The organism is Pseudomonas sp. N2-3-1-14, from assembly GCF_041228395.1.
Taxonomy (GTDB): Bacteria; Pseudomonadota; Gammaproteobacteria; order Pseudomonadales; family Pseudomonadaceae; genus Aquipseudomonas.
In genome coordinates this window covers 5,487,686-5,502,915 of sequence record NZ_CP166199.1, presented here as the reverse complement: position 1 = coordinate 5,502,915, position 15,230 = coordinate 5,487,686, and the positions used below count along the sequence as shown (strand labels likewise).

15 protein-coding genes are annotated in these 15,230 nt (G+C 62.4%); 8 read left to right on the top strand and 7 right to left on the bottom strand.

Annotation, left to right across the window (positions count from 1 at the left end; genetic code table 11):
- The 3 genes from AB5I78_RS25485 (at position 1) to AB5I78_RS25475 (ending at position 4,017) form a co-directional block, all read left to right on the top strand.
- The gene (locus tag AB5I78_RS25485; protein ID WP_369302451.1) at positions 1 to 1,650 is read left to right on the top strand and encodes an acyl-CoA dehydrogenase family protein; all 1,650 of its coding nucleotides are present in this window, start codon (positions 1 to 3) and stop codon (positions 1,648 to 1,650) included.
- A 186-nt stretch (positions 1,651 to 1,836) separates the two neighbouring features.
- Entirely contained in the window at positions 1,837 to 3,309 is a 1,473-nt protein-coding gene (gene amn / locus AB5I78_RS25480; protein ID WP_178119700.1) for an AMP nucleosidase, read from the top strand.
- 72 nt (positions 3,310 to 3,381) lie between these two features.
- Positions 3,382 to 4,017: a pseudouridine synthase gene (locus AB5I78_RS25475; protein ID WP_242201802.1), complete on the top strand. Its 636-nt coding sequence runs from the start codon at positions 3,382 to 3,384 to the stop codon at positions 4,015 to 4,017.
- Here AB5I78_RS25475 and AB5I78_RS25470 read toward each other — a convergent pair.
- Complete coding sequence (locus AB5I78_RS25470; protein ID WP_007975837.1) at positions 4,012 to 4,221, bottom strand: DUF2788 domain-containing protein; 210 nt, start codon at positions 4,219 to 4,221, stop codon at positions 4,012 to 4,014. The two genes, AB5I78_RS25475 and AB5I78_RS25470, sit on opposite strands and share 6 nt — an antisense overlap.
- A 195-nt stretch (positions 4,222 to 4,416) precedes the next feature.
- Complete coding sequence (locus AB5I78_RS25465; protein WP_003194418.1) at positions 4,417 to 4,896, bottom strand: Lrp/AsnC family transcriptional regulator; 480 nt, start codon at positions 4,894 to 4,896, stop codon at positions 4,417 to 4,419.
- Positions 4,897 to 5,338: 442 nt separating this feature from the next.
- On the opposite strand from AB5I78_RS25465, the gene AB5I78_RS25460 reads away from it, so the two are divergent.
- A complete protein-coding gene (locus AB5I78_RS25460; RefSeq protein WP_369302452.1) occupies positions 5,339 to 6,433 on the top strand; it encodes a DUF6515 family protein in 1,095 nt (364 codons plus the stop codon).
- Here the strand turns inward: AB5I78_RS25460 and AB5I78_RS25455 are convergent.
- Both AB5I78_RS25455 and AB5I78_RS25450 read right to left on the bottom strand, forming a co-directional pair.
- Positions 6,430 to 7,323 (bottom strand): cation diffusion facilitator family transporter, encoded by an 894-nt coding sequence (locus AB5I78_RS25455; RefSeq protein ID WP_145162411.1) that lies wholly within the window; start codon positions 7,321 to 7,323, stop codon positions 6,430 to 6,432. The genes AB5I78_RS25460 and AB5I78_RS25455 overlap by 4 nt on opposite strands.
- Before the next feature lie 15 nt (positions 7,324 to 7,338).
- Positions 7,339 to 7,758, bottom strand: coding sequence for a polyribonucleotide nucleotidyltransferase (locus tag AB5I78_RS25450; protein WP_106579351.1), 420 nt, complete (start codon positions 7,756 to 7,758; stop codon positions 7,339 to 7,341).
- Positions 7,759 to 8,010: 252 nt separating this feature from the next.
- On the opposite strand from AB5I78_RS25450, the gene hrpB reads away from it, so the two are divergent.
- Positions 8,011 to 10,518 (top strand): ATP-dependent helicase HrpB, encoded by a 2,508-nt coding sequence (hrpB, locus tag AB5I78_RS25445; protein WP_369302453.1) that lies wholly within the window; start codon positions 8,011 to 8,013, stop codon positions 10,516 to 10,518.
- Between the two features lie 153 nt (positions 10,519 to 10,671).
- Here hrpB and AB5I78_RS25440 read toward each other — a convergent pair whose 3' ends face one another.
- Entirely contained in the window at positions 10,672 to 11,760 is a 1,089-nt protein-coding gene (locus tag AB5I78_RS25440; protein ID WP_369302455.1) for an endonuclease/exonuclease/phosphatase family protein, read from the bottom strand.
- Between the two features lie 39 nt (positions 11,761 to 11,799).
- Positions 11,800 to 12,459, bottom strand: coding sequence for a YciC family protein (locus tag AB5I78_RS25435; RefSeq protein WP_242201810.1), 660 nt, complete (start codon positions 12,457 to 12,459; stop codon positions 11,800 to 11,802).
- 180 nt (positions 12,460 to 12,639) lie between these two features.
- Here AB5I78_RS25435 and AB5I78_RS25430 point away from each other — a divergent pair, with 180 nt between their 5' ends.
- The 3 genes from AB5I78_RS25430 to AB5I78_RS25420 all read left to right on the top strand — a co-directional run bounded on the left by AB5I78_RS25430 (position 12,640) and on the right by AB5I78_RS25420 (position 14,653).
- A complete protein-coding gene (locus tag AB5I78_RS25430) occupies positions 12,640 to 13,407 on the top strand; it encodes a DUF2076 domain-containing protein (RefSeq protein WP_369302456.1) in 768 nt (255 codons plus the stop codon).
- A gap of 128 nt (positions 13,408 to 13,535) precedes the next feature.
- A complete protein-coding gene (locus AB5I78_RS25425; RefSeq protein WP_119740929.1) occupies positions 13,536 to 14,012 on the top strand; it encodes an NYN domain-containing protein in 477 nt (158 codons plus the stop codon).
- Between the two features lie 29 nt (positions 14,013 to 14,041).
- Positions 14,042 to 14,653, top strand: coding sequence for a PolC-type DNA polymerase III (locus tag AB5I78_RS25420; protein WP_221295693.1), 612 nt, complete (start codon positions 14,042 to 14,044; stop codon positions 14,651 to 14,653).
- Between the two features lie 239 nt (positions 14,654 to 14,892).
- Here AB5I78_RS25420 and AB5I78_RS25415 read toward each other — a convergent pair whose 3' ends face one another.
- Complete coding sequence (locus tag AB5I78_RS25415; RefSeq protein ID WP_145162307.1) at positions 14,893 to 15,201, bottom strand: DUF3077 domain-containing protein; 309 nt, start codon at positions 15,199 to 15,201, stop codon at positions 14,893 to 14,895.
- Positions 15,202 to 15,230: the final 29 nt, after the last annotated feature.

Below are 15,230 nucleotides of genomic sequence, written 5' to 3'. Positions count from 1 at the left end.
ATGAACCTGCATCAGTTCGCCGAAACCCACGACGTCACCAATCAGCCACCGTCCTTGGACGGCACCAACCTGTACCGCATCGACGTGCCCCTGCAAGAGTGGTCGCGCCGCTTTGGCGCCGGCTGGGCCCATGCGCGTGTCGATGCGTATGGCGCACTGGCGGGCGGGCCGTTGATGGCAGCCGGGTTCCTGGCAAACGAGAATAAGCCGGTGTTCAACAGCCATGACCGTTATGGCCATCGCATCGACTGCGTGGCGTTTCATCCGGCGTACCACGAGCTGATGCGCACCGCCGTCGAGCATGGCCTGCCGTCGCTGCCGTGGGCGCACCCACAACCCGGCGCCCATGTGGCGCGCGCCGCCATGACCTACCTGCACAGCCAGGCCGAAGCGGGCACCGGCTGCCCGCTGACCATGACCTTCGCCTGCGTACCGGCCCTGCGCCTGCAACCGGATCTGGCGCAGACCTGGCTGCCGAAACTCCTCAGCACCGAATACGACCCGCGCAATGTCGGCATCGCCCACAAGGCCGGGGCCACCATCGGCATGGCCATGACCGAGAAGCAGGGTGGCACCGACGTGCGCGCCAACACCACCCGCGCGTATCCAGTGGGCGCGGGCGGCCCAGGGCAAGCCTATGAACTGGTGGGGCACAAGTGGTTCTGCTCGGCGCCGATGTGTGATGCGTTCCTCACGTTGGCGCAGACCGACAAAGGACTGACCTGTTTCCTGCTGCCCCGGCACCGCCCGGATGACACCCGCAACGAGTTCTACATCCAGCGCCTGAAAAACAAACTCGGCAACTGCTCCAACGCCTCCAGCGAAGTGGAGTTTCGGGGCGCGCTGGCCTGGATGATCGGCGAAGAGGGCCGTGGCGTGCCGACCATTATCGAAATGGTCGCCATGACCCGCTTCGACTGCATGGTTGGCTCCAGCGCGCTGATGCGTCAGGCGTTGACCCAGGCCAGTCATCATTGCGCGCACCGCTTGGTAGGCGGACGCGTGCTGAGTGAGCAGCCGCTGATGCAAAACGTATTGGCTGACCTGGCCCTGGAAAGCGAGGCGTCGCTGGCATTGAGCATGCGCATGGGCCGGGCACTGGACCATCTGGATAACGAGCAGGAAGCCAAATTTGCCCGGCTGGTAACGGCAGTGGGCAAGTATTGGATCTGCAAGCGCGCGCCAGCAATGATCAACGAGGCGGCCGAGTGCATGGGCGGTGCCGGGTATGTCGAGGACAGCATCCTCCCGCGCTTGTACCGTGAGGCGCCGGTGAATTCAACGTGGGAAGGTTCCGGCAATGTGCAGTGCCTGGACGTGTTGCGGGCGCTGTCGAAAGAGCCGGGCGTGCTGGAGGCGCTGTTTGTCGAACTCGGGGACGGGCATGGCCACACGCAGCTGGCGCGGCATATCGCGCAGCTGAAGTCGGCGTTCATGGACACTCAGGACATCCAGTACCGCGCCCGCCAACTGACCGAGGATATTGCCGTGGCGTTGCAGGCCAAGTTGTTGCTGGAGGCCGGGAATGCGGCGGTCAGTGATGGCTTTATCGCCAGCCGCTTGGGGGAGTCGTCCGGTCGGGTGTATGGCACCTTGCCGCGAGGTGTGGATGTGGAGGCGATTGTCGCGCGTTCAACCCCAACCCTCTGACTACACTCGGTCAAAATGTGGGAGCGGGCTTGCTCGCGAATACGGTTCTTCAGTGACTGAGCAGGTGACTGATACACCGCATTCGCGAGCAAGCCCGCTCCCACATTATTAACCGCATTCCAATCACTACTGTTTCAGTGAGGCCGGGATACAGGCAAGATAAAGGCCTGCAAGTCAGAACACAGGATGCTTACCGTGACCGAAGCTTTTGTTGTCGTTCAAACCGCCGAAGAAGCCGTGGATCGGCTGGCGGCTCTTCACGAGCGTGCTACCGGCGCGCTCAATCAAGCCCTCAAGCAATACCTCAAGGACCGCGTCGAGCCCGACGCCGCGCAACGCGCACTGTTTCGCTATCCAGAACTGCGCCTGACCTACCATTGCCATGGCGAAGTCCCACAGACCACTCGGGCGTACGCCAAGGTTCAGTTGCCGGGGACCTACAGCGTCACCGTCACCCATCCGGGCGCATTCCGTAAGTACCTGCTGGAGCAGCTGGTGCCGCTGATGCACGACTTCACCGTGACGGTGGAAGTCGGCGTGAGCCAACAGAATATTCCGTACCCGTATGTGGTGGAGCAGGGCGACGAACTGGCCGGCTCCGGCGTGACCGCCGCGACCCTGGCGCGGGTGTTCCCCAGCACCGACCTGTCCGCGGCCACCGACGGTATTGCCGATGGCCTTTACGACTGGGAAAACACCGACCCGCTGCCGCTGGCGCTGTTCGATGCCGCCCGCGTGGACTTCTCCCTGCGCCGTCTGGTGCACTACACCGGCAGCGACTGGCGTCATGTGCAGCCGTGGATCCTGCTGACCAACTACCATCGCTATGTTGACCAGTTCATCCTGCATGGCCTGGAGCAATTGCGCAGTGACCCGCGGTTTATCCGCATGGTGCTGCCGGGTAACGTGATCATCGACAAGAGCATGGACCACGGCGAAGCCTCGGCGATTGCGGCGGGCGTGGTCTGGCACCGTTACCAGATGCCGGCCTATCACCTGCAGGCCACTGATGGCCACGGCGTGACCCTGGTGAACATCGGCGTCGGCCCGTCCAACGCCAAGAACATCACCGACCACCTGGCCGTGCTGCGCCCGCATTGCTGGCTGATGATTGGTCACTGCGGCGGCCTGCGCCAATCCCAGACCATTGGCGATTACGTACTGGCCCACGCCTACATGCGCCGCGACGGGATTCTGGACCGCGTAGTGCCGCCGAATATTCCGATCCCGGCCCTGGCCGAAGTGCAGATGGCCCTGCAGCAAGCGGCGGCCAACGTTACCGGCGAAAAAGGCGAGGAGCTGAAAAAGCGCCTGCGCACCGGCACCGTGTTGACCTACGACGACCGCAACTGGGAGCTGCGTTGGGCCCAGGAACGGCCGCTGATCAACCTGTCCCGCGCCGTGGCTGTGGACATGGAAAGCGGCACCATCGCCGCCCAGGGTTATCGTCTGCGGGTGCCATATGGCACGTTGCTGTGCGTCTCGGACAAACCCCTGCACAGCGAGATCAAGCTGCCAGGTTCGGCCAACGCGTTCTATGAGCGTGCGGTCAGCCAACACTTGAAGATCGGCATCGAGGCGGTGGACCTGTTGCGCACCGAACTCAACTCGCTGCACTCGCGCAAACTGCGCAGCTTCGACGAGCCGCCGTTCCGCTAAGCGGTTGGGATGGTCATTTAGCGGTCAGGCCACTAGCATTGTCGGTCCTGACCGTTAGATGTTCCTTTTGCCATGTCCCGTCCCACCCGTCCCGACTCGCGCCGCCCTGGCGTGAAACCTGCGTATCCCGCTCCCCGGCGTGTCGCCAAGGCGCCACCGGCCGAGCCGAAGTTGATCCTGTTCAACAAACCCTTCGACGTGCTGACCCAGTTCAGCGACGAAGGCGGGCGCGCGACCCTCAAGGATTTTATCGACATCCCCGGTATCTACCCGGCTGGCCGCCTGGACCGTGACAGCGAAGGCCTGCTGCTGCTGACCAACGATGGCCAACTGCAGGCGCGGATTGCCGACCCCAAGCACAAGCTGGCGAAAACCTACTGGGTGCAAGTCGAAGGCGAACCGACCGAAGAGCAATTGCAGCGCCTGCGCGACGGCGTGGAGCTTAATGACGGCATGACCTTGCCAGCGCAAGCCCGGCAGTTGGACGAACCTGAATTATGGCCACGCAATCCGCCGGTGCGTTTTCGCAAGAGCGTGCCCACGCACTGGCTGGAGCTGGTGATTCGTGAAGGGCGTAACCGCCAGGTACGGCGCATGACCGCTGCGGTGGGCTTACCGACCTTGCGCCTGGTGCGCGTGCGTATCGGGGATTGGTCGATTGATGGCCTGGACCAAGGCCAATGGAAGGAAGTGCCGGCGCGTTTATAAGGCGCCGGATTCGATCAGGCCGATCACCACGCTCTTGATAATGAACGCGGCCACGCCCAGGCCCAGTACGAAGAACAGAATGAACGAGCCAAAGCGCCCGGCTTTGGATTTCTTCGCCAAGTCCCAAACGATAAAGCCCATGAAAATGATCAGAATGGTGACCAGGCCAGTCATCATCCATTCTTCAAACACGGCGGGGTCGATGTTGTTCATGTGGGAATTTTCCGACAGGGCAGGCGGGAAGTATAAAGCAGGGCATCAGGCGCAACATTGACCTGAGTCTTGACGCGGTCAATGTGGGAGCTGGCTTGCCTGCGATAGCATCAACTGGGGCTGGCTGATACACCGAGTGGCCTGTGTCGCAGGCAAGCCAGTTCCCACATTTGATCTTCTGCGACCTTAAGTACGCAGGTGGGTCAGCGGCAATTCGGTGCTGTTGAGTACCTGATTGAGCACAAAGCTCGACCGCACGCTGGTCACGCCTTCAATGCGGGTCAGGTGGCCCAGCAGCAGTTTCTGGTAGTGATCCATGTCCGGTACCACCACTTTCAACTGATAGTCCGCATCCATCCCAGTGACCAAACTGCATTCGAGCACTTGCGGCAGGGTGCGAATCGCCGCTTCGAAATTCTCGAAACGCTCGGGTGTGTGGCGGTCCATGCCGATCAGCACATAGGCCGTGAGGCTCAGGCCGAGCATCTTGCGATCCAGCAAGGCGACCTGGCGCGCAATGTAGCCATCGTCTTCAAGCTGCTTGACCCGGCGCGAGCAGGGCGAAGGCGACAAGCCGATACGCTCGGCCAACTCCTGGTTGGAGATCCTCGCGTCGCGCTGCAATTCCGCCAAAATACTCAGGTCGTATCGGTCAAGCTTGCTCATTGGGTTGGCCTTTGTCGTAACTATTGCGGCGAATTATCTATGAAGGGTTAAAAATTGCGCAAGCACTGTTTATTGACGCAATCTTCGCAATCATCTGTCGGCGCGGCGGGCCTATGATTACCAACAGAATCACCGCCTGGACAACAGTCCACTGCAGCCCGCCCAATCAGGCCCGCTGCGGCCGCCGCCCGAGCAGGGTTGAGTCGGCCTCCAGGCTGCACACTGTCCACAAGACGGCGTGAGGTGAGCCAACGTCAAAAGCGTTGAGCACGGACGAAATTCTCAAGGGGTGGCCGACGGGTCACCCCTTTTTCTTTGCGCGCGTTTTTACCCAAAAAAATACTTCTCGTGACTGATAACCTGTCTCAGAACCGGGCGAGGCTTTTCCAGTCTCATCTATGAGGCCGGACGTTCTAGGCCCTTATCCGCAGTGAGGAATAGCATGAAGCGCATCTGGCGTATGGCAGGTGTAGGTTTGCTGATGATGACCGTTGGCTCGCAAGTAATGGCCGACGACCCGCGCTCTGAAGGGGGCGGTCAGCATGAAAGAGGTCCCGAAGGCGGACGGCAAGGCAACGAACAGCCGCGACCGCAAAATAACCAACCACGCCCGCAGAACAATCAACCGCGCCCGGAAATCAACCAGCCGCGCCCGCAGAACCCGCGTGTCGAGAACAACCAGCCTCGGCCGCAAAATCAGCATTTTGATCGCGCCGAACAACAGCAGCACGGCGGTGGGCAATGGCAAGGTCGCCCGCAAGGTGCCGAACAGCCTCGGCCAGCGCCACAGCCCGCGAATAACCTGCCGATTCAGGGGCGCCCGGACACGGTTCGGCAAACCCAGGAGCCGCGCCAGGGTCACTATCAGGACATCCCGCGCCGTAACGATGGCAACCAGCATTGGCAGGCCGGCAATGGCCCCGGGCGCCCAGGTGGCGGGTTCAACAATGGTCACCCCAACGACAACCGCTGGCCGGGTCGCCCCAGTGGGCACGGCACTGGTTGGGGCCCTGGCCCGCAATATCGCCCCGGCTATACGGTGGATCGTTTTCCCGACCGCAACTACCGCGTGCCTTACCGGGGTCAGGATTACTTCTTTTCCGGCGGCTACTGGTATCGCCCGCAAGGCCCGCGTTATGTCGTGGTGACGCCGCCGTACGGCATCCGCGTGCAATACCTGCCGGACTTTGCGCGCGAAGTGTGGGTGGGGAGCGCACTGTTCTTCCTTGCAGCGGGTTCGTACTACACCTACGAAAGCGCCACCCAGCAGTACGTGGTGGTGCAGCCGCCGACAGAAGTGCCGGCACCGCAACCCGCGCCGCAGGGCAATGGCTATGACGTGGTGGCCTACCCGGCCAACGGCCAGTCACCGGCGCAAGTGCAGCAGGACGGCTACGACTGTTATCGCTGGGCAGTGCAACAAAGCGGTTTCGACCCACGGACCGTCACTTACGCCCCAGACCCCGCGGTGGTGCAAACCTACCGCCAAGCCCAGGGCAACTGCCTCACCAGCCGCGGGTATCAGGTGCAGTACTAGGCCTTATTGCCCGTGACCACTTCCCGCGGGTCGGCGTGCACCAGCACTTCGGCGCGCGGGTAGGCGTTGTGAATGGCATCGGCGGCCTGGTCGCTGATGCCGTGGGCAACCGACAACGATAATTCCCCCGGCAACTCCAGATGCAGTTGCACAAACCAGTGGCTGCCGGAAATCCGCGTGCGCAAATCATGCGCACCCAACACGCCTGGCACACCGCGCGCCAGTTCCAGCATGTGCTGGCTCACATCGGCTGGCAGTTCCTCGTCCATCAACACCGCAAAGCTTTCACGGGCGATCTGGATGGCGCTCCACAAAATGTACGCGGCGATGCCCAGGCCGAACCACGCATCGACCTGATTGAAGCCGAACCCCGCCAACACCAATGCCACCAGAATGCTGCCATTGAGCATCAAGTCCGAACGGTAGTGCAGCGAGTCCGCGCGCACGGCGTTGGAGCCGGTTTCGCGGATCACCCGGTGTTGCAGCATCAGCAGCGCCACCGTCATCACCAGCGAAAACACGATGACCCCGATGCTCAGCCAAGGCGCGCCGACCGGTTCCGGATGGTGCAAACGCTGGTACGCCTGGAACGCGATCAGCACCGCACTGCCGGCAATAAACAACGCCTGGGCCATGCCCGACAGCGACTCCGCCTTGCCATGCCCATAACGGTGGTCATCATCGGCCGGGCGCAGCGCGTAATGCACTGCCAGCAGGTTGAGCAACGAGGTCACGCCATCAAGCAGCGAGTCGGTCAACCCGGCGAGCATGCTCACCGAGCCACTGAACCACCAGGCAATGGCCTTGGTAATAATCAGCGCACAGGCCACGCCCACCGACGCGCGGGTGGCCAGGCGCAAGAGCCTTGCGTGTTCGGGACTGCTGGTCATAAGCGGGTCGAGTCCTTAAGCGGCGGGCTGCAGGCCCAGGGAGGCGAGTTGTTGCACGCTGCCCTTGAACTGGATCATGCGCGGGTCATCCAGTGGCAGGGTGCGGCCGGTTTCCTTCTGGATGATGGTTTGCAGCTTGGCGTTATCGACCTTGCCGTCGGCGCCGATGGCTTCATGCAGTTTCTCGGGCGCGACTTGAGCCGTTTTGCCGGGCTCGAAGTAAATCGCGCCGGTGGCGAAGTCCACGCCGAATGCGATCAGGCCGGGGATCACGTAGAACAGCAGGCCCACTGCGTCGAGCACGGCAATTGCCGGGTCGATCTTGCCGTCGATCTGGCCACGGCGGTCCGGGTAGAAAATCGAACCGCAGGCGGTCAGTTGGCTCAGCAGGGTGACGGCGAGGACACCGCCGATGACACGGGAAGCGATACGCATGGGAATCTCCTGAACACGTTTAAAGGTGACTATAAGCCAGATCCATCAGACGACGATGATCCAATGTGGGAGCTGGCTTGCCTGCGATAGCGGTGGATCAGTGACACATGCCTAGCTGACCCACCGCTATCGCAGGCAAGCCAGCTCCTACATTTACCTGTATTCCAATTAAGGAAGAACGAGGTGTCTTTGAGACCAGCACCGGCATCCGGCAGTTCGTCGTTATACTCGCCGCTCTGCTTTGGAGCCAGTATGAATTCGTTGCCGATCGATGATGTTTTACCCGCCCTGCGTGACGCCTTGGCGATTCGCCATGAAGCCGTGCTGGAAGCGCCGCCCGGCGCCGGTAAAACCACCCGCGTGCCCTTGGCCTTGTTGAACGAGCCATGGCTGGCCGGGCAGACCATCCTGATGCTCGAACCCCGGCGCCTGGCCGCGCGCGCGGCCGCCGAACGCCTGGCCAGTGAGCTGGGCGAAAAGGTCGGCGAAACCGTCGGTTATCGCATTCGCCTCGACAGCAAAGTCGGCCCCAATACACGTATCGAAGTGGTCACCGAAGGCATCCTCACCCGCCGCTTGCAGGACGACCCGGCGCTGGAAGGCGTGGGCCTGCTGATCTTTGACGAATTCCACGAGCGCAGTCTCGACGCCGACCTCGCGCTGGCCCTGAGCCTGAATGGCCGCGATCTGTTTCGCGACGAACAACCGCTGAAAATCCTGCTGATGTCCGCCACCCTCGAAGGCGCACGCCTCTCCGGCCTGCTGGATGACGCGCCGATCCTGCGCAGCGAAGGGCGCATGTTCCCGGTGCAGATGCGCTGGGGCCGCCCGTACCAGGCCGGTGAATTCATCGAGCCGCGTGTGGTGCAGACCGTCCTTGAAGCCGTGCATGACGAGACCGGCAGCATTCTCGTCTTTCTGCCGGGGCAGGCCGAGATTCGCCGGGTTAATCAACAACTGGCCGACGCTTTGGGTGATCGCCCGGATGTGCTGCTGTGCCCGCTGCATGGCGAGCTTGACCTCAACGCCCAACGCGCCGCCATTGACCCGGCGCCCGCCGGCAAACGCAAAGTGGTGCTGGCCACCAACATCGCCGAGACCAGCCTGACCATCAACGGTGTGCGCGTGGTGATCGACGCCGGGCTGGCGCGGGTCCCGCGTTTCGACCCCGGCAGCGGCATGACCCGCCTCGACACCCAACGCATCTCCCGCGCCAGCGCCACCCAGCGGGCCGGCCGGGCAGGGCGCCTGGAGCCGGGCGTGTGTTATCGGCTGTGGTCCGAAGACCAGCATGAAGGCCTGGCGGCGTATGGCAGTGCGGAAATCCTTGCCGCCGACCTTGCCGGGCTGGCCTTGCAACTGGCGCGTTGGGGCGTCACGCCCACGCAACTGGTGTGGCTGGATGTGCCGCCGACTGCCGCGTACGCCCAGGCTCAGGATTTGCTGGTGCGTCTGGGCGCATTGAACGACGACAAACTCACCGCCCATGGCCAGAAGATGGCCGAGTTGCCCGCGCATCCGCGTATCGCCCACCTGTTGCTGCGCGGTCAGGACCTGGGGCTGGCGGCCACGGCGTGTGACGTCGCCGCGCTGTTGGGCGAGCGTGACATCTTGCGCGGCGCCGGTGCCGATTTGCACAGCCGGCTGGCGCTGATGTCCGGCGAGGAGCGTGCGCGAGGTACCCAAGGCGGCGTGCAGCGCGCCAAGCAACTTGCCCGGCAATACCGCAGCTATTTAAGAGGCCAGGCGACTCAGGCCGTGCCCGATCCCGATCACCCGCGCTGGCTCGGCGCCTTGCTGGCGCTGGCCTACCCGGACCGCGTCGCCCAGCAACGTCGCCCCGGCGGCGCCGAATACCGCCTGGCCAATGGCCGTGCCGCGCTGTTCGCCGAGGCCGACAGCCTGATGAAACAAGCGTGGCTGGTGATCGCCGACCTCGGCAGCCGTCAGGGCCAGCGCGAAGAGCGCATCTACCTCGCGGCCGACTTCGATCCGGCGCTGTTCGACACAGTGCTTGCCGAGCAAGTGCGCAACGTCGACCAGCTGGATTGGGACGAGCGCGAAGGTGTGCTGCGCGCTGAGCGCCAGCGCAAAGTCGGCGAACTGGTGCTCAGTCGCGAACCGCTGAGCGGTCTGGACGAGGCCGCGCGCAGCCAGGCGCTGGTCAACCTCGTGCGCCGCAAAGGCCTGGAATTGTTACCGTGGACGCCTGAACTGCGCCAATGGCAGGCCCGCGTCATGCTGCTGCGTCAGCTGGACGCTGGCAAAACCAGTGAGTGGCCGGATATCAGCGACAAGGCTTTGCTCGCCAGCCTGGAGCATTGGCTGATGCCGTACTTGGGCAAAGTCTCGCGCCTGAGCCACTTCGCCAACCTGGATATCTCCAGTTTCCTGCACAACCTGTTGCCCTGGCCGCTGCCCCAGCGCCTGGACGAGCTGGCGCCGCAGCACGTGAAGGTGCCCTCGGGCTCCTCGGTGCGTTTGGACTACAGCGAACAGCCGCCGATTCTGGCGGTGCGCTTGCAGGAATTGTTCGGGCTGGCGGACACGCCGCGTATTGCCGGTGGGCGCCAGGCGGTCAAGCTGCACCTGCTGTCCCCGGCGCGCCGGCCGGTGCAGGTGACCCAGGATCTGGCGAACTTCTGGCGCAGCACATATGCCGAGGTGAAAAAGGATTTGAAGGGGCGGTATCCCAAGCATTACTGGCCGGACGACCCGTTGGTGGCCGAACCCACCGCCCGGATCAAACCGCGCAAGTAAAGCTTGTGGAGATCAAATTTGGGAGCGGGATGGTGTGGGAGCTGGCTTGCCTGCGATGCAGACGACTCGGTGTACCTGTTTCACCGAGGCGATGCTATCGCAGGCAAGCCAGCTCCCACAAAAGCCCACACACATTGAGCTTTGTGGTGTGGGTTATTGCGCGGCCGGGAGCAGGAACCGGGCGATCACTGGTAGGTGGTTGGAGATACGCAGTGTGTCTTCTTGCCGTACTTTGGCCTCTATCCGCTTGATCCTTGGGCTGTAGAACAAATAATCCAACGTCCGATCCGGCCCATCCACACTCGGGTCATTGGGGAAGTGCGTAAGCCACTTCGCCCGGTCAATTCCGCTGGATTCGCTGTTACTGGGGATCATCGGGTACTTATCCCACAGCAAATGCAGCTCGCTGTCCGGCGAATACTGCCCGCGCTTCTCGGCGTCCAGGCGCAGGAATTGCCCCAGTGGCAGCAAGTTGAAGTCCCCACCGATCAGCCATGGCGTGCCACGCCCTTCGAATTTATCCAGCAGCTTCACGGTGGCTTTGGCCTGCTCCTGCACCGCCGACCGCCCAGGCATATCGCCATCCAGCCGGGTGTTGAGCACGGCCAATTGGCCACCATCGCTCAGCGGCAAGTAGGTCAGCAATAAGGCGGGTTTGGGTTGGAACTGGCGGCTGATGATGTTGGCCGGGGACACCGGCAGTTGCAGGCGTTCGGCGTGTTCGATCTGGTAGCGGCTGAGGGTCACCAGCTTGCGGCCGACGCTGCCGAAGATATGCAGGCTGGGCACAAAGTCGGCTTTCCAATCGAAGGCCTGGGCGCTGCACGGGTAGAGATCGACCAAGCGTTCCTGCAGCAGTGCGATCTGGTCCTGGTAATGGGAGGGCTTGGCGTTTTCGTCGAGTTCCTGCAGCAGCAGGATGTCGGGTTGTTCGTCGCGGATCACCCGTGCCACTTCGTCGAGGCTGGAGGCCATGTCTTCCACGGTAGGGCGATCATCCGGGCCGTTGCCGTCGGTGGTGTCGTACCAGAACACATAGTTCTTGCCCGCCAGGTATTGCACATTCCAGGTCATGACCTTCAGCGCCTGCCCGGGCAGCAGCGTTGGCGCACGCGGCGCGACGCAGCTGACGGGCAGGGTTTGTTTGTCGGCAGGGCGCCAGGTCAGGCTGTAGATCAGGGCGGCGAGCAGGCCCGCGATAATCAGCAGGCTCAACAGGGTGATGCGCAATAAACGGGTCATCGGCTCGGCTTATGGCGTTTCAGGAGTGGCAGGAGCATATCACCGCGCGTCGGCATCGCCACCGATCAGCATGAATAAACGGAACAGCACCACGCTGGTAAACAGTTGCAAAAAGCTTTGGGCGCTGTCGAGCACGGTGGCGAGCATTGGGCTCGGGCTGGGGTAGACGGCATCAGTGGCTTCCTTGAGCAGCAACAGCGGCGTCATCACACACAGCAGGCATACCAGAATTCGCCAAAAATGCCCGCGAGTCAGGCGCAAACTTTCCTGCATCGCCCCCAGCGCCGACAGGCCGCGCAGCACCAGCAGGTACTCGGCAAAACCGAGCACGACCATCAGCCACAGGCCGGGTAGGTAAAACAGTGACAGGCCCAGCCAGACCAGCAATGTACTTATCGCGGTCAGCACGGCGAAGCGTGGCCACAGGGTCAAGGCCGTCGCCCACAAGTCTTTAGTGCGCGGCGAGTCGCCACGCGTGCGGGCATCCAGAAACAAGATCAAGGCGCCGACGTACAGCGGGTACATCACCAACCCCACCACAATGCTGTAGGCGCGCGAAGCATCCGGCGCCAGCGTGTGCTCGATTACCTGTTGCAGCAGGGCTTCGAGGATCACCAGGGGCAGGCACAGCTGCACGATGGCGCCCAGGTTACGCTGAGTAAAACGGAAGGAGTCGCGCAATACGTCTAACGGATTCATCAGGTTCATCACAGACCGAAAAGCAAGGCCCACACTTTAACCGATCATGACGAGAGGTAAGCAAACGTAAACCTTGCGTAAAGACCATTGAAACGTCTGGTAACAGCCCCATAACTAGTGCGTAGCTCGCCTGATCACAGGCGGGCCCATGATTTTTACCGGCAATCTAACGAGGTCGCCATGAACAGCGAAGAGCAAACCCTGATCGATGGACTGTTTTCACGGCTGCAGCAAGCCGAAACGGACTCAGCCCCCCGCGACGCCCTGGCCGAAGCGCGGATCAAGGAGCACATGACTCGCCAACCGGCCGCCGGGTATTACATGACCCAGTCGATCCTGGTGCAAGAACACGCGATCAAGAGCCTCGACGCGCAGAACAAGCAACAGGCGCAGCAGATCCAGCAATTGCAGGATGAGTTGCAGCAGGCCAAGGCTCAGGCAGCACAGCCGGCGCCGAGCAGTGGCGGTTTTCTGTCGAGCATCTTTGGTGGCGGCTCCCGTGAGCCGCAATCCACGCAAAGTGCGCCGGCGGCTTCCGGTGGCGGCTGGCGTGAGCCTGGGCGGCCTTCGTTCGGCCAGCCTGCGCCCCAGCAAAGCTACGGCGCGCCGCAGCAAAACTATCAACAGCCACAACAAGCGCCCGCAGCACCGATTGGCAGCGGCTTCCTCGGCGGGGCGTTGAAAACCGCTGCCGGTGTGGCCGGTGGTGTGATGCTGGCCGAAGGCATCAGCAGCTTGTTCAGCCACAACTCGCAACAGCCGCAAGTGGTGGAAGAAATCATCCGCGAAGAACCGGCGCCCGCCAGTGATAACGGCAATTGGGGCAACGACGACCAGAAGTTTGCCGGCAATGACAGCTGGGGCAGCGACAACGCCTCGGACAGCTTCGCCGACAGCGACTATGGCGACGATTCTGCCTCGTTTGGCGACGACGACTCCTTCGTCTGACCCGCCTTCAACCGGGGCGCTTCGTCGCCCCGGGCTGATTTTTCGCTGAAACTTTCCCATGGCTGGCATACTGGCGCCTTTGCGGGCTCTCACGTCCGAGGTCCAAGTGGCATCCATGGGGAAGTGCGGTGAAGAAAATTGCGGTGTTCGCCGATGTACAAAACCTCTACTACACCGTGCGCCAGGCCTACGGTTGCCACTTCAATTACGCCGCCCTGTGGGCTGACATCAGCGCGCGCGGGCAGATCGTCGAAGCTTATGCGTACGCCATCGACCGTGGCGACAGCAAGCAGCAGCAATTCCAGCAGATCCTGCGCAACCTGGGCTTCACGGTAAAACTCAAACCCTACATCCAACGCAGCGACGGCTCGGCCAAGGGCGACTGGGACGTGGGCATCACCCTCGACATCATGGACGCCGCCGACCACGTCGACGAAGTGGTGCTGGCCTCCGGCGACGGCGATTTCGACATGCTGCTCGAACGCATCATCCAAAAGCATGGCGTCGAAGCCGTGGCCTATGGCGTCCCGGGGCTGACGGCCAACTCGCTGATCCGCGCCGCCAGCCGTTACGTGCCGATCGAAGGCGCGCTGCTGCTTAAATAAGTCAATTGTCAGACGGAGTTGGAACAGGTTTGGAACGTATAGCGGTCATCGACTTTGAAACCACCGGCATCACTCCGAGCAGCCACTGCCGGGCCACGGAAATCGCGGTGGTCATCCTTGAGCGCGGCCAGATCGTGGACCGTTACCAGAGCCTGATGAATGCCGGCGTGCGCGTGCCGGGGTTTATCGAACAGCTCACCGGCATCAGCAACGCCATGCTGCGCAGCGCGCCACCGGCCGAGCGGGTGATGAACGAAGTGAATGAATTCGTCGGCACCACGCCACTGCTGGCGCACAACGCCGCGTTCGACCAGAAGTTCTGGGACTTCGAATTGGGCCTGATCCGCCGCACCCGCCTGCAAAAATTCGCCTGCTCGCTGCTGCTGGCCCGCCGCCTCATGCCGGCGGCGCCGAACCACAAGCTCGGCACCCTCAACAGCTATGCCCAACTGCCCCACACCGGCAAGGCCCACCGGGCGATGGCGGATGCCGAGATGGCAGCTAACTTGACGGCGCACCTGGCCGAACAATTGCGCGGTACGCATGGGTTGCGCGAACTGTCCCACGACCTGCTGTGCACCTTGCAGAAAGTGCCGGCGGCGAAGATCAATGAGCATCTGAAGAAGCATCGCGGGTTCTGAACCCTGCGCAGATCTCATGTGGGCAGAGGACTAATTGTGGTGAGTGGGCTTGTTGTGGCGAGCGGGCTTGCCCCGCGTTGGGCTGCGCAGCAGCCCCAAACCCTGACACCCAGTTCCAACTGACAGAACGCGGTGACTTCATTAGGGCCGCTTCGCAGCCCAACGCGGGGCAAGCCCGCTCGCCACAGAAGCCCGCTCGCCACAACAAGCCCATTTGCCCCAGAAGTTTGCTTGTCAGGCTATCGAGGCTGCACGCATTCCAACGCCCGACCCACCACCTCCTTTGCCATCCCCACCAAATGCATCACCGCCCGCTGCTGCACACTGAGCGTCTCGCCCGACACCAGCGCCGTCTCCACCGCGCAATGCAGCAAATCCGCCGCATGGGCGAGGGCGTCTTCGAAGCTCAGGTTGTCATTCAGCACAAAGTTGGGCGCATCCGGGGCGCAGGCTTTGAGGTAGTAGTCGATGGCTCGTCGGTTGAGCAGGGCGTCTTCGCTGAGGAAGTTTGTATGGTTATCAGTTGAAGCAGAGGTTGTTTTGACCATGTTGAGTCTCCGGGACTTGTAACTCTCTC